Genomic DNA, 13,437 nt, shown 5'->3' on the forward strand with positions numbered 1-13,437 from the left:
GGCGCATAGTCCTAGCCCTGTGTCAGGTCAGTGGCACGGGTTGGCCGAGCATGTCCGTTCGACGGCGCGGTCGGCCCGTATTTTTGCGGCTCCGTTCGGTGCGGGTGAGTTGGCGTGGAGTTTGGGTCTGGTCCATGACGCCGGCAAGTGCGCGGTGGATTGGCAGGACAAGTTGGTGCGGGTCGCGCCGACGGGCGAGCGGGTGGGAATCGACCACAAACGCGTCGGTGCGTTGTTGGTGCGTGAGCGGGCGCTCGCGGCGGCGATGGCGGTGTTGGGCCACCACGGCGGGCTCGGTCGGGTGCAGTCGCTCTATACCTTGGCTCCGGAGGCCGGGGACGCCGACACGCTGGAGCGCTTCTTCGCCCAGGTGCCCGAGGCCAGGGCGTTGGCGACCGGGCCCGAGCTGGTGCCGTCGGCGTGGTCGGAGTCGGAGTTGGTGGCCGAGATAGGGATCCGCATGGTGTTCTCGGCGTTGGTCGACGCCGACCACCTCGACACCGCCGCTCATGCCGAGGGACTGACCCGTCCGCGTGTCGCTGCGCCTGCGGACATGGACGAGCTGGTCCGCCGGTTCGAGACCAGCCGTCTGGCTCTCCTGGACAAGCGCGGCAAGACCAACGCTCCGTCCGAGGTGGATGGCGTGCGTGCCGCGTTGTACGAGGACGCGGTGCGGCTGGCGCTGGGGGAGCCGGGGATCTACCGGCTTCCGGCACCCACAGGCTCCGGTAAGACGATGACCGCGGCGGGGTTCGCGCTGCACCACGCCGCCCGGCACGGCAAGGCACGGGTGATCGTGGCGGTGCCGTTCACGACGATCACCGAGCAGAACGCGGGCGTCTACCGGGACCTGCTCGGTGACGAGGTGGTGCTGGAGCACCACTCGAACGCCGAGCTGGACGACCGGCGGCTGCGGCTGGCGGCGGAGAACTGGGACAGGCCGTTCGTGGTGACCACGACGGTGCAGTTGTTCGACTCGCTGTTCGGACACAAGCCTGCCCGGTCACGCAAGCTGCACCGCCTGTCCAACGCGGTGCTGGTGCTGGACGAGGTGCAGGCGCTGCCGATGCCGTTGCTGGTGCCGATCCTGGACGCGTTGCGGGTGCTGTCCACGCACTTCAACACCACGGTGCTGCTGGCCTCGGCCACCCAGCCCAGCTTCGAACACCTGCGGGTGTGGGAGTCGCTGGACATCAAGCCGTTGGTGCAGGCCCCGGTGGAGCTGTTCACCCGGCTCAAGCGGGTGCGCTACGAGTGGCGGATCGATCCGCAGCCGACCCTGGAACAGGTCGCCGACCGGATCGCGGGGGAGAGGCAGGCGCTGGCGATCGTCAACACCGTCGGCCAGGCCCGCCGGTTGTTCCGGCTGGTCGCCGAACGGGCGGACGTCGAGGTGGTGCACCTGTCGACGCGGATGTGCCCGCGGCACCGCGAGACGACCCTGGAGCGGATCCGCGTGCTGCTGGACGAGGACAAGCCGGTGCTGGTCGTGTCGACCCAGCTCGTCGAGGCCGGGGTGGACGTGGACTTCCCCGTGGTGTTCCGTGCCCTGGCCCCGGCGGAGTCCTTGCAGCAGGCGGCGGGGCGGGCCAACCGGGAGGGCCGGCTGCCCGGTCTCGGACGGGTGGTGGTGTTCGACGCCTCCGACGCTCCGGTGCCCCGGTTCTACCGGGCGGGGGTGGACAAGACCCTGTCGATCTTCGGGCCGGGACGGGACCCGGACGACCCGGTGCTGCTGGACCGGTACTACCGCTCGCTCTACACCGGGTTGAACCTCGACGAGGCCGAACGAGGCCGGGTGATCCAGTGGCACCGGGCCGAACTGGATTTCCCGGCCGTGGCCCACGGCCCGGAACGCGACGGCGTCGGTTCGCCGCGCGACCGCCGGCTGGCCTTCCGGATGATCGACGAGGACCCGGTGACGGTGATCGTCACCGGCCACGACCCGCAGGCGCGGGTGGCCGACATGATCGACGAGCTGCGCACCGGTACAGGGGCTTTGGGACAGGTGCTGCGCGAGCTGCGCGGCCACATGGTGTCGCTGCCCCGCGTGGTGGCCGAGGCGCCGCACGTGCGGGCGCTGTGCCGGCCGGTGATCGCCGGCCAGGGCGACCTGTGGGAGTGGCAGGGCGACTACGACGCCCGTGTCGGGGTGGACGAGGAAGTAATCGGAGAGGACACGGTGTGGTGAACCTTGAACTGCGCAGGTCGGCGTCGGGCGCGCCGCCGGTGGTCGTGCAGGTGTGGGGGGAGGCGGCGCTGTTCACGCGCCCGGAGCTGAAGGTCGAGCGGGTTTCCTACCCGGTGATGACGCCGTCCGCGGCGGTCGGGGTGCTGGAGTCGATCTACTGGAAGCCGCAGTTCCGGTGGGACGTGGTGGCCATCGAGGTGCTGGCGGAGATCAAGCAGTTCACCCAGCGCCGCAACGAGACCACCGACCTGGCCTCCCTGGCCGACGCGGCCTCCGGGCGTCGCCGCGTCAACACGGTGGCCAACCGGGTGCAGCGCAACGCCGTGTGCCTGCGCGACGTCGCCTACCGCATCCACGCCCACGCCGTGCCCAAGAAGACCTCGGACAAGCCGGAGGCCGCCTACCGGGACCAGTTCCGCCGCCGCGTCACCCGCGGCAGCTGCTTCTCCCAGCCCTACCTCGGCGTCCGCGAGTTCATCGCCTTCTTCGGCGACCCCGACCACCGGCCCGCCCAGCCGATCACCGACAAGCTCGGACTGATGCTGCACTCGGTGGACCACTCGACCACACCGCCCTCGTTCACCTGGTTCGACGCGGAACTGGTCGACGGTGTGCTCACGGTCCCCGAGCAGGGCATCCCCGCCACCGGGGCCGCCTGATGCTGGTCAAACGACTGGTCGACCACGCCGCCCAGGACCCGTCGGCCAAGCCGTTCCACCGCGCGCTGCGCTTCGACCTGGAGCTGCGCCTCACCGCCGACGGAGCCCTGGCCGGCCAAGGACTGGAATCGCTGGTGGCGCTTGATGCGGCCGGACGGCCACGCGGCGCTGAGCACACCGTGCCCGCGGTGGTCCGCACCGTCGGCGTGGCCCCCCACCTCGCCGCCGACGACGTCCAGTACGTGCTGGGCTGGGCCGACGCCGACAGCAAACCGCACCGGGTCCGGCAGTGCCACGAGGCGTTCGTCGACCTGACCCGGCGCTGGGCCGACAGCCCCGAGGGACGCGATGACCCGATCGCCCACGCCGTCGCCTCCTTCTACGCCTCCGGTGCGCCGGCGGACCTGGCACCGGACCCGGCCGTGGCGTCCAAACAACGGGTCCTGATCACCGTCGACGGCACGCCCGCCTACCGCGCGCCCTCGGTCGCGTCGTTCTGGGCCGCCGAGGTCGCCCGCCGCAAAGGCGGCGGACGCGAAGGGCTGTGCCTGGTGTGCGGCAGGACCGGCCCGCTGCTGGACACCCTGCCCGGGAAAGTCCCCGCCCGCCTGGTTCCCGGGGCCTCCAACGACGCGGCACTGGTCAGCATCAACGAACGCGTCTTCGGCTACGACCTGACCACACAGCTGACCTGCTCCCCGATCTGCATCACCTGCGGCGAAGGACTCTCCGCCGGCCTGGTCCGCGTCCTGAACTCACCCGACACCGCCTCCTTCGGCGGCCAGGACAGCCGACTGGCCTGGTGGGTTACCAACCCGGTCAAACGCAACCCCATGAGGCTCATCCTCGACGCCGACCCGCACCAGGTGGCCGACCTCATCCGCTCCATCCGCACGGGCAGCGGACCCCGCGAGGTCGACAAGAAGACCAAGTTCTGCGCCCTGACCGTCGGGGGCAACATCGCCCGCGTCATGGTCCGCGACTGGCTGGAGATGCCACTGACGACGATGGAGGACAACGTCGCCTCGTGGTTCACCGACCTGGACATGGCCACCCTGCACCCCGACGAACCCCAACGCCAGAGCCTGGAACGCCTCGTCCGCGTCACCGGCAGATGGCTGCGCACCGAGAAGCGCTACGCCTTCCTCGGCGCCAAGGGCGCCGACCGCCCCGACGGCGTGCAGCGCGACCTGCTCCGGGCCGCGATGCGCGACATCCCCCTGCCGCCCTCCCTGCTGACCCACGTGATCAACCGGGTCCGCACCGACGGGCGCCTGGACACCCCGCGCGCCGCACTGATCCACCTGGCGCTGATGCGCTCGCCCCACACCCCGGAGAACCCCATGCCCGGACTCGACCCGACCAACACCCAACCCGCCTACGTGGCCGGCCGCCTGTTCGCCGCCCTGGACGCCGTCCAGCACGACGCCTTCGAAGGCAAGCTCAACACCACCTACGCCAACCGCTTCTTCGCCGGAGCGGTCACCAACCCGCGCTCCGCCCTCATCGCCGGCCGCAAACTCGCCGACGCCTGGCTGCGCAAGTTCCGCGGCCCCCGCCGCGGCACCGGCGTCAACCACCGCCGTGAACTCGACGAACTGTTCGGCCTGCTCGACGCCGGCACCGGAATCCCCAGCCACGCCAACCCCGCCCAGCAGGCCCTGTTCCTGCTCGGCTACCACCACCAACGCGCCCACCGGTTCAGCACCCTGCGCCGCCGCGCCGAACAACGCGCCGCCGGCACCACCCCCGACCAGACCGCCCCGGACCAGGCCACCCCCGACCACACCGCTGTCGACGCCGCCCAGGAGATCCCCGCATGACCACCCAGCCCCACCTCGACCCCACCGTCCGTCACGACATGGTCTTCCTGTTCGACGTCACCGACGGCAACCCCAACGGCGACCCCGACGCCGGCAACCGCCCCCGCACCGACGACGAGACCGGACAGGGCCTGGTCACCGACGTCGCCCTCAAGCGCAAGATCCGCGACACCCTCGCCCTAGCCGCGGGCGAGGACCCCCGCTACGGCGTCTTCGTGCAGGCCGGACACGCCCTCAACCCGCGCCTGGAAGCCTCCTACGAGGCCAACGGCTTCAAGCTCGACAGCAAGACCAAGATCAACCAGGAACAGGCCGACCAGGCCCGGGCCTGGCTGTGCGACCGCTACGTCGACATCCGCCTGTTCGGCGCCGTGCTCTCGGTCGGCAAGACCGGCGCCCTCGGCCAGGTCCGCGGCCCCCTCCAGGTCGGCATGGCCCGCAGCATCGACCCGATCGTCCCCGCCGACCACGCCATCACCCGCGTCACCCAGACCAAGCAGGAGGACATCGACAAGGGCGAGACCACCGAAATGGGCGGCAAGTGGACCGTCCCCTACGGCCTCTACCGCGTCGAGCTTTACTACTCCGCCACCCGCGGCACCCGCACCGGCGTGGACGTCAAGGACCTCGAACTGCTCTACCGCACCCTGGAGATGATGTTCGACCACGACCGCTCCGCCACCCGCGGCACCCTCACCCCCCGCGGCCTCTACGTCTTCACCCACCCCGACGCCTTCGGCGCCGCCCCCGCCCACCGCCTCACCGAACGCGTCACCGCCCTGCCCGCCCGGCCGCTCTCACCCGACGAGCCCACCACGCCCGCCGCCCCGCCCCGCGCGTTCGGCGACTACGTCGTCTCCGTCGACGACAACGGCCTGCCCACCGGCGTCACCCTCACCAAGCTCATCGCCTGAGGCCCGACGCCGTGCACGACCGACCAGCCGACATCACGATCAGCATCCCGATCTCCGCACTGGAGCACCACGCCTACTGCCCCAGGCAGGCGGCGCTGATCCACCTCGACGGCTACTTCGAATCCAACATCGACACCGTCCGCGGCGACCTCGCCCACGCCGCCGTCGACAAGGCCGGGACGCGGAACGACCGCCGAGGACACAAGATCTGGCACTCGTTACCGGTGTGGAGCGACACGATCGGCGTGCACGGCGTCTGCGACACCGTCCAGTTCACCGACGACGGACCCACACCCGTCGAACACAAATCAGGCCGCTACCACCCCGGCGGCCCGGCCGACCTGCAAGTCGCCGCCCAGGTCATCTGCCTGCGCGAGATGTTCGCGGCGCCGGTCCCGCACGGAGTCGTCTTCTCCGGGCGGGACCGGCGCCGCCACGAGGTCCTCGTCGACGACGCCCTGGTCGACAAGGTCGCCCGCACCGCCCGCGAGGTCCGCGCACTGCTCCAGGACGGTGTTCTCCCGCCGCCGGTCAACGACAGGCGATGCCACCGCTGCTCACTGCGGCCCGGCTGCCTACCCGAAGCCGCCACCACACCCGGGAGCGCCGACCTGTTCACCCCACGCTCCGACGGAGATTGGCTTGACTGAACTGCTGCGTACCCTGTTCGCCACCACGCCGGGCACCAGCCTGCACCTCGACGGCGACGCCCTGCGCATCGCACACCCCGACAAGCCGGGACGCCACCTGCTGCCCCTGGTGCGCCTGGACCACATCGTCGCCTGGAACGGCGTCTCCCTGACCGACGACCTGCTCCACCGCTGCGCCGCCGACGGCCGCTCCATCACCTGGGTCACCCGCAACGGCCGATTCCTCGCCCGCACCAGTGGACCCCACACCGGCAACCCCCACCTCCGACTCGCCCAAGTCCGCATCCACGACAACCCCGAACCACGCCTCCGCCTCGCCAAGAGCTTCGTCGCGGGCAAGCTGCACAACTACCGGCAACTCCTGCTCCGCGCCGCCAGGGACACCACCGAGGCCAGACAGCAACGCCTGCGCGACACAGCCCAGGACCACGCCCAAGCCCTCACCCAACTCGCCGAAGCCACCACCCTGTCCCAAACCCTCGGCATCGAAGGCCAAGCCGCCCGCACCTACTTCCAAGCACTCGACCAACTCGCACCCGGCGTGGCCACGGGCCGAACCCGCAGACCACCCACCGACCCCGTCAACTGCCTGCTCTCCTTCGGCTACGGCATGCTCCGCGTCTCCGTCCACGGCGCCCTCGAACAAGTCGGACTCGACCCGTTCATCGGCTACCTTCACGGCATCCGACCAGGCAAACCGGCACTCGCACTCGACCTCATGGAAGAACTGCGACCACTACTGGTCGACCGCCTCGTCCTCACCCTGTTCAACCGCGGACAGATCACCGCCCGACACACCGAAACCCTGCCCGGCGGCGCCGTCCAACTCACCGAGGACGGCCGCAAAACCTTCCTCGAACACTGGAGCAAAGCCCGCGAGCGGACCTGGCCACACGCCCACCTCGGACGCGATATCCCCGCAGCGCTCATCCCCCTCGTCCAGGCACGCCTGCTCTCCCGCCACCTGCGCGGAACAACCGACACCTACCAACCCTGGACGATCACCTGATGGAACTGCTCGTCACCTACGACGTCAACACCACCACCCCCGAAGGCGAACGCCGCCTGCGCCAAGTCGCCAAAATCTGCGAAGGCATCGGCCACAGAGTTCAGAAATCGGTCTTCGAAGTCGTCTGCACCCCATCCCAGAGGCTGCACCTGGAAGCACGCCTCCAGGCCACCATCGACGCCAGCCGCGATTCGGTACGCGTCTACCACCTCGACCGGGGTACCTTCGGCACAGCCAAACACCTCGGAGCAGCCGTCGACGCGGCACACCATGATCCTCTGATCATCTAGATGGAAGCCGCCACTCCTCACTTCGGAACCCCAAGCGTGTGCCGACACGCCGTGAGGTTCCGAACTTCATTACGGCGTGTCGTCCCACTAGTTGGAACCGCGCGCAGCTGCGCCTACCTGCGAAGAACGCAGTCGCTGTTCATGCAGTGCAGCGCCAGCCCTCCGGGACTGGCAGCGCCAGCCCCGGCGGCGGTGACGGCGTCATGACCGCCCGGTGCGGGCAGCGCCAGCCCTCCGGGACTGGCAGCGCCAGCCCCGGCACGTCACGGCCTGCCCTCCGCAGCAGGGACCGGCGCAGCGCCAGCCCTCCGGGACTGGCAGCGCCAGTCCCTCTCACCACATGTAGGAGGAGGAGCCCGACGAGGCAGCGCCAGCCCTCCGGGACTGGCAGCGCCAGCCCCGACGGGTCCGGGCCCGTGGTCGGGGAGGTCCGATGCAGCGCCAGCCCTCCGGGACTGGCAGCGCCAGCCCCTTGGCATGGAGAACACGAGCGTCACCGACGTCACCAGCAGCGCCAGCCCTCCGGGACTGGCGAGAATCGCAACTCGACGTTGGCGAGGATGGCCTTCGGGCCGCAGATGCAGCGCCAGCCCTCCGGGACTGGCGAGGATCGCGACTTCGGGTCGAAGAAGATCGACCACAGGTCGTAGAGCAGCGCCAGCCCTCCGGGACTGGCGAGGATCGCAACCTCCGCAACAACGACGGGGGCGACGGCGGTCAGGGGCAGCGCCAGCCCTCCGGGACTGGCGAGGATCGCAACGGGTGCCACAGCCCGAGCGCGCGTGCCTCCTCGACGCTGTGCTTGCCGAAAATGTCGTCCGTGCAGGTCAGGCGGCGTGATGGTACTCGTTGAGGATTCCGCCCAGTCGTTGCCGTCGGCGGACGTCGAGGCGGACGACCGCTGCTTGATCGGTGACGGCTGGTGGTAGGGCGCGTAGTGGTCGGGCGTTGTCGATGCCTTGGTGGGGGCGGTGGGTGTTGTAGAACTGCTCGTACTCGCGCAGCGTGTGGAGTAGGTGCCGTTGGTTCCAGATGAGGGTGCGGTCGAGGAGTTCGCGACGGCAGCTGTGGATCCAGCGTTCCATGATCGCGTTCATGCGGGGGATGCGGACTCCGCTGAGAACGACCTGGATCTCCGCGTCGGCGAGGACGGCGTCGAACAGGGTGGAGAACTTCCCGTCCCGGTCGCGGATCAGGAACCGGACGGGGCTGCCAGCGTCGTCGAGGTCCATGACAAGGTTTCTGGCGGCTTGGGTGACCCAGGATGCGGTGGGGTGTGCGGTGGCGCCCAGGACCTTGACTCGGCGGCTGGCGTGTTCGATCACCGCGAGCACGTACAGACGGGTGCCGCTCAGGGTGGTGGTCTCGAAGAAGTCGCAGGCCAGGAGCGCGTCGGCCTGCGAGCGGAGGAAGGCCGACCAGGTCGTCGAGGTGCGTTCGGGTGCCGGGTCGATTCCGGCGTCTTTGAGGATCTGCCAGACGGTGGAGGCTGCGACCTTGATGCCGAGCACGAGGAGTTCGCCGTGGATGCGACGGTAGCCCCACGTGGGGTTCTCCCGTGCCAGGCGCAGCACCAGGAGCCGGATGGAGCGGACGGTTCGTGGTCGGCCGGGCCGTTTGGGGCGGGACTCGACTGCGTGGCGGTGGGCGAGGAGGTGTCGGTGCCAGCGCGGTACCGTCTCCGGGCGCACCGGTAGCCGGAGTCGATGGAGCGTGGCGGCCGGGAGTCGGTGCAGCAGTGCCGCGAGGAACGCGCGGTCGCCGGGGGAGAACTGCGGACGGGTGTTACCCAGTTGGCGTTCCAGAACCATGATCTGGTGCCGTAGCGCCAGGATTTCCGTGTCCTTGTCCCGGTTGCTCATGCGCAGTAGGTGCAGTAGCGCGAAGGCGTTGGTCACGCCGAGGTAGGCCAGTCGGAGCAGCACAGCCGGTCATTATGCCGTGTTGGCGGACGGCGCGGTGGACCTGCGGCCGCGCCCAAAAGTACTTCGGCCCTGCAAGCTGTACACGGCTTCAACCTGCATGGATGTAGTTATCGGCAGGCACACCGCCCGCGACCGTGCGTGTGAACCGCCGAACTCGGCCACGGCGGGCGGCTTCGCGGTGAGTGCGCGGGTGAGAGTCGTGGTCTCCACGTAGCGGAGCCCGTCGAACCTGGGCTGGGCTTCTCGGACCAAATCGTCCTTGCCCTCGGGACTCCATCGAGTCCGCGCCGCCCTCACACCCAGCACCACCAGCGGTATCACAGCGACCAGCACACCCGCGCTGATCGCCAGCGCCCGCCAGTGAGATGCTCAGTGAGGTTTTCTCAGCGAAAGTCAGCGCCAGGCGTTGTTGAGGACGAGGGCGGCTTGGGCGATGGCGCCGATGCGGCTGGGGCTGAGGGTGACGTACTGGAGTGCGTGCCAGCGTTGTATGAGTTCGGCGGCGGCTCGTTCACCGCGGACGCGGATACTGCGTAGCAGCCTGTTGTGGGCGCGGTTGTCGACGTGCAGCGGGCTGGCGATGTCGGGGTGGGGCCGGATCGGGGTGTGTACGCCCGCTCCGGCGCCGGTGTAGCCCTCGTCGGCCAGGGCCGGCAGCCCGTCGCGGGCGGCCTTGTACAACGCGGGCAACGCATGGGCGCGGGCCACGCGCGGGTCGTGGAATGATCCGGGCTCCACATCGGACACCCACAACGGGGTGCCGTCCGGGGCCGAGACGAACTGGATGTTTCCGCCGAAGCGGCGGCCTTTGCCCGAGTACCACAGGTCGTTGCCGTTCTCGGTCACGCCGGCCACGCGGTCGCAGGCCACGAGGGTGCCGTCCAGCACGACGTGGGGCATGCCCTCGTCGTGTCGTCGTTCGAGCACGTCGTGCAGCTCGGGTGCCCGGTCGGCGAGGACGTCGATGCCTTCGTGCAGGTAGCGGTAGCCGGTGGCCTGCGAGATTCCGGCGTCGTGGACCAGGCGGTGGACCCGGCCGCGGTCGCGGAACCAGCGCAGCACCAGCACTGCCTGGCGGAACGGCCCCAGCGCGCGACTGCCGGACGGAGTACTGATCGTCCGACGGTGGGCGGCGAGCAGGCGGGCCAGGAACTCCACCAGGTGGCGGGGAACGTCGAGCGTGGCAGAATGGGTGACCATCGTGAGCCTCTGGTTGACGGAACGTGATCTCGGCAGATCTGTTCCTACCAGGGGCTCACGTCCTTCCGCAGGTCAGAGCCCTCCACCGCAGGACTACGGCCAGACCTCCGCTCATTTCGCTGAGAAAACCTCAGTGAGCCGTTTTCATCGTGACGTCGCAGGTTCCGGCGCGGGCTGAGCAGTCGGAGCGCGGTGGGTGAGGCTCCCGGTAAGACAGCGTCGACCAAGATCCGATGCCCCAACCGGGAGCCTCGTCGTGCTGTCTTGCCCTGCCACGATTCCGCCGAAGCGCACCCACGCGACCACCACCGGCCTGCCGGGACCACCTCGACAAGCCGGACGTCCCGCGCCGGTCTTCCCGGCGGGCCACCAGCCGGGCACGGCAGCGACCGAGGTTCCGGCAGAGTTGAGCCGGCTTCGAGCACACCACCCGCTCCGTCGACACGAGGCCCGCCGGATCCCCCGGACGGTCGGTGTGACCGTCCAGGAAGGACTTGAGGGCGGTACCTCGGATTGGCCCCATCGGGTCAGCGCACCGTCGCCCGGACGCGCCCACCCGAAGTGAAACCGTCACGTGACGTATCCGACGAGGCGCGGATCTTAAGCCGTCCGGCCGCATCCGCGCGTTCCAGCCCTCGGTAGGAGGGGTGGCCCCTATCAGGTGTCCGTGGTTGTTCCGCTCCGAACCGCCCTGTTCCAATGGTATCCACGACTCACCGGTCCCTGTGCCGCCACTAGGGAGGTGCGACATGGACGAACGGGAGAACGACGAGCAGCCACTCGGTCCGTTCACCAGGAAGATACTGGAGATCCTGTGGCAGAAGCTCTTCGACCCGGGCGAGAGCACCTATCTGCCCAAGATCATCCGCAACGGGTACCCGGCGTGGCGGCTGCCCTCGTACGATCCGACGACCTACCGGGAGTCGACACCCTTCATACCCATCCATGGCATGTCCCTGGACGACGTGGACAGCGCCTGTTCCTCCGACGATCCCGTCCTTCCCCCGGTGTCCACCACGGAGCCGGGGCTGAGCGTCCAGAACCTCAGGATCACCAACCTCGGCGTGATGGCGCCGGTGTCGTTGTCCTTCAACGACACCGCCCCGGAGTTCACCGTCGTGGTCTCGGTCGGGACCGGGAACGAGAAGTTCCGGGTCGACCCGATCGACCCGGACACGCCGAACTTCCGCTTCCGGGTCGGGTGCTGTACGCCGAAAAGCTTCATGACTCGGGACTGTGATCCGGACAAGGGACAGTGGACATCGGACGCACGCGGCACCTGGACCGGTGCCGTGCACGACCTCGTCATCACCGCGGGAATCCGGGTGAACGTGCCCGATACGGGACCGCTCACGGTGACCGTCAAGGACCTCGACGCCGAATTCCTGCCGGAGGACACGACGATCGATCTGCACGTCGAGGGATTGCTTCCGGTGTTCCAGAACATGGCGCGGATCGCGGTGAACGAGGGGGTCGCCAACGGGGCCTTCAAGAAGGGCATCAACGGTTTCCTCAATCAGCCCGACGTGCGCGGCGACCTCCAGAGGTTGATCAACAACAAGCTCGAGGAGCTGACCAATTCGGATGTGGCCCGTGTGGGCTGACCAGGCGGCCTCGCCCTATCCCGCCGCGGCGGAGCTGGTCGCGGCGGACTTAGCCGCAGTGGAGGAGCGGCTGGCCGAACTCATCGAGCAGCAGTCGGACTACCTGGACGACACCGACCTGGCGTTCTACCGGCAGGGCAAGCGCCTGCGTCCGCTGTTGCTGTTGCTCAGCGCGCACGCCGTCCGGCGCGACCCCGTGGTGCGGCTACCGGACAAGGCTGTCATCGCGGCAGTGTCGCTGGAGTTGGTGCACGTCGGCTCGCTCATCCACGACGACATCGTGGACCGGGCTCCCCTACGGCGAGGCCTGCCCACGCTGGGCACGTCCCGGGGCTACGACCTCGCCCTGGTTCTCGGCGACCTGCACTGGGCGCAATCCGCCCGGGTCGCCGCGGCGGGGATGCGCACCCCTGAGGACATCGAGTTGCTGCACCGCTTCCTCGCCGCGGCCGAGCAGACCTGCCGCGGCCAGCTCGACGAGATGCTCAAGCCGCGCGGCGAGGGCACGGACTTCGTCCGGCGCTACTACCGCACCGTCGACCGCAAGACCGGGCAGCTCATCACCTTTGCCTGCGAGAGCGGCGCCCGGCTCGGGGGCGGACTGCCCGCCGCGGTGGGCTGCCTGCGCCGGTTTGGGTTCTGGCTGGGACGCGCGTTCCAGGTCATGGACGACGTCCTCGACGTGGTCCGACCGACGCCGGCGGCGGGCAAGGTGGCCTTCGCCGACCTGCGCCAGGGCAGGCTGTCGCTCCCGCTGCTCTACGAGCTGGAGCACCTGCCCCGTGACCACTTCCTGTGGCGACTCGCCGGGGGAGGGGCACTCACCGACGCGGAGCTGGACGAAGGCGTGCTCCTGCTCCGCTACGGCGAGGGATGGGGCAGGGCGTACGCCGACGCCAGGGCGGTCGTCGCCAAGGCGTGCACCGAGCTGAGCCTGATCGAGCCCGGTGTCCACCGCGAGGCGCTGCACCGCCTGGCACGTCACGTGGTGGACCAGGGCTTCCTCGACTCCCACGGAGTGCACGGCTGCTGATCGCCGAAGACCATCGCACGTTTCCCGAGCACACCCGAGGAGGGACGCCCATGAGGCCGGACCGCCACCTGATCGGCCAGTTGTGGGCCTACGTCACGGACCCGGCATCCGGGCGGTACCACCTGCCCGATGTCATCGG

The 13,437-nt window shown here is 69.5% G+C and carries 12 protein-coding genes and 1 CRISPR repeat array; of the genes, 9 read left to right on the forward strand and 3 right to left on the reverse strand.

The features are described from left to right. The first annotated feature begins 40 nt into the window (after positions 1-40). Genes cas3 through cas2 form a run of 7 tightly spaced genes read left to right on the forward strand, consistent with a single transcriptional unit; the run spans position 41 to position 7,536 of the window. Complete coding sequence (gene cas3 / locus Q5530_RS16665) at positions 41-2,191, forward strand: CRISPR-associated helicase Cas3' (protein WP_415363216.1); 2,151 nt, start codon at positions 41-43, stop codon at positions 2,189-2,191. Then, positions 2,185-2,850, forward strand: a complete 666-nt coding sequence (cas5c, locus tag Q5530_RS16670; protein ID WP_415363217.1) for a type I-C CRISPR-associated protein Cas5c — start codon at positions 2,185-2,187, stop codon at positions 2,848-2,850. Before cas3 ends, cas5c begins: the two co-directional genes overlap by 7 nt. Further along, a complete protein-coding gene (cas8c, locus tag Q5530_RS16675; RefSeq protein WP_415363218.1) occupies positions 2,850-4,673 on the forward strand; it encodes a type I-C CRISPR-associated protein Cas8c/Csd1 in 1,824 nt (607 codons plus the stop codon). The genes cas5c and cas8c overlap by 1 nt, the downstream gene beginning before the upstream one ends. After that, positions 4,670-5,587, forward strand: a complete 918-nt coding sequence (gene cas7c, locus Q5530_RS16680; protein ID WP_415363220.1) for a type I-C CRISPR-associated protein Cas7/Csd2 — start codon at positions 4,670-4,672, stop codon at positions 5,585-5,587. The genes cas8c and cas7c overlap by 4 nt, the downstream gene beginning before the upstream one ends. Before the next feature lie 11 nt (positions 5,588-5,598). Continuing rightward, the gene (cas4, locus tag Q5530_RS16685) at positions 5,599-6,237 is read left to right on the forward strand and encodes a CRISPR-associated protein Cas4 (RefSeq protein WP_415363222.1); all 639 of its coding nucleotides are present in this window, start codon (positions 5,599-5,601) and stop codon (positions 6,235-6,237) included. Next, positions 6,230-7,246 carry a type I-C CRISPR-associated endonuclease Cas1c gene (gene cas1c, locus Q5530_RS16690; protein ID WP_415363223.1) on the forward strand — a complete coding sequence of 339 codons (1,017 nt, stop codon included), beginning with the start codon at positions 6,230-6,232 and terminating at the stop codon, positions 7,244-7,246. The genes cas4 and cas1c overlap by 8 nt, the downstream gene beginning before the upstream one ends. Continuing rightward, positions 7,246-7,536: a CRISPR-associated endonuclease Cas2 gene (gene cas2, locus Q5530_RS16695; RefSeq protein WP_415363225.1), complete on the forward strand. Its 291-nt coding sequence runs from the start codon at positions 7,246-7,248 to the stop codon at positions 7,534-7,536. Before cas1c ends, cas2 begins: the two co-directional genes overlap by 1 nt. Positions 7,537-7,684: 148 nt before the next feature. Next, a CRISPR array of direct repeats spans positions 7,685-8,005; the repeat unit is 33 nt; unit sequence GCAGCGCCAGCCCTCCGGGACTGGCAGCGCCAG. A gap of 33 nt (positions 8,006-8,038) precedes the next feature. Here the strand turns inward: cas2 and Q5530_RS16700 are convergent. The 3 genes from Q5530_RS16700 to Q5530_RS16710 form a co-directional block, all read right to left on the reverse strand. Then, complete coding sequence (locus tag Q5530_RS16700) at positions 8,039-8,305, reverse strand: hypothetical protein (RefSeq protein ID WP_415363226.1); 267 nt, start codon at positions 8,303-8,305, stop codon at positions 8,039-8,041. A gap of 58 nt (positions 8,306-8,363) precedes the next feature. Continuing rightward, a complete protein-coding gene (locus Q5530_RS16705) occupies positions 8,364-9,461 on the reverse strand; it encodes an integrase core domain-containing protein (protein ID WP_415363228.1) in 1,098 nt (365 codons plus the stop codon). Positions 9,462-9,854: 393 nt separating this feature from the next. Next, complete coding sequence (locus Q5530_RS16710; RefSeq protein WP_415363229.1) at positions 9,855-10,661, reverse strand: transposase family protein; 807 nt, start codon at positions 10,659-10,661, stop codon at positions 9,855-9,857. 749 nt (positions 10,662-11,410) lie between these two features. Between Q5530_RS16710 and Q5530_RS16715 the strand changes: the two genes are divergently transcribed. Next, on the forward strand, positions 11,411-12,265 hold the full coding sequence (locus tag Q5530_RS16715; protein ID WP_415363230.1) for a hypothetical protein: 855 nt from the start codon (positions 11,411-11,413) through the stop codon (positions 12,263-12,265). Then, positions 12,255-13,298, forward strand: a complete 1,044-nt coding sequence (locus Q5530_RS16720; protein ID WP_415363232.1) for a polyprenyl synthetase family protein — start codon at positions 12,255-12,257, stop codon at positions 13,296-13,298. The genes Q5530_RS16715 and Q5530_RS16720 overlap by 11 nt, the downstream gene beginning before the upstream one ends. The last annotated feature ends 139 nt before the right edge of the window (positions 13,299-13,437 follow it).

This window comes from Saccharothrix sp. BKS2 (genome assembly GCF_047689505.1).
Lineage (GTDB): Bacteria > Actinomycetota > Actinomycetes > Mycobacteriales > Pseudonocardiaceae > Actinosynnema > Actinosynnema lopnurensis.

Bases quoted from the DNA above. Each gene is read 5' to 3' on its own strand.
- cas8c (WP_415363218.1), top strand. From the start codon at position 2,850: ATGCTGGTCAAACGACTGGTCGACCACGCCGCCCAGGACCCGTCGGCC.
- cas2 (WP_415363225.1), top strand. From the start codon at position 7,246: ATGGAACTGCTCGTCACCTACGACGTCAACACCACCACCCCCGAAGGC.
- cas7c (WP_415363220.1), top strand. From the start codon at position 4,670: ATGACCACCCAGCCCCACCTCGACCCCACCGTCCGTCACGACATGGTC.
- Q5530_RS16710 (WP_415363229.1), bottom strand. From the start codon at position 10,661: ATGGTCACCCATTCTGCCACGCTCGACGTTCCCCGCCACCTGGTGGAG.
- Q5530_RS16715 (WP_415363230.1), top strand. From the start codon at position 11,411: ATGGACGAACGGGAGAACGACGAGCAGCCACTCGGTCCGTTCACCAGG.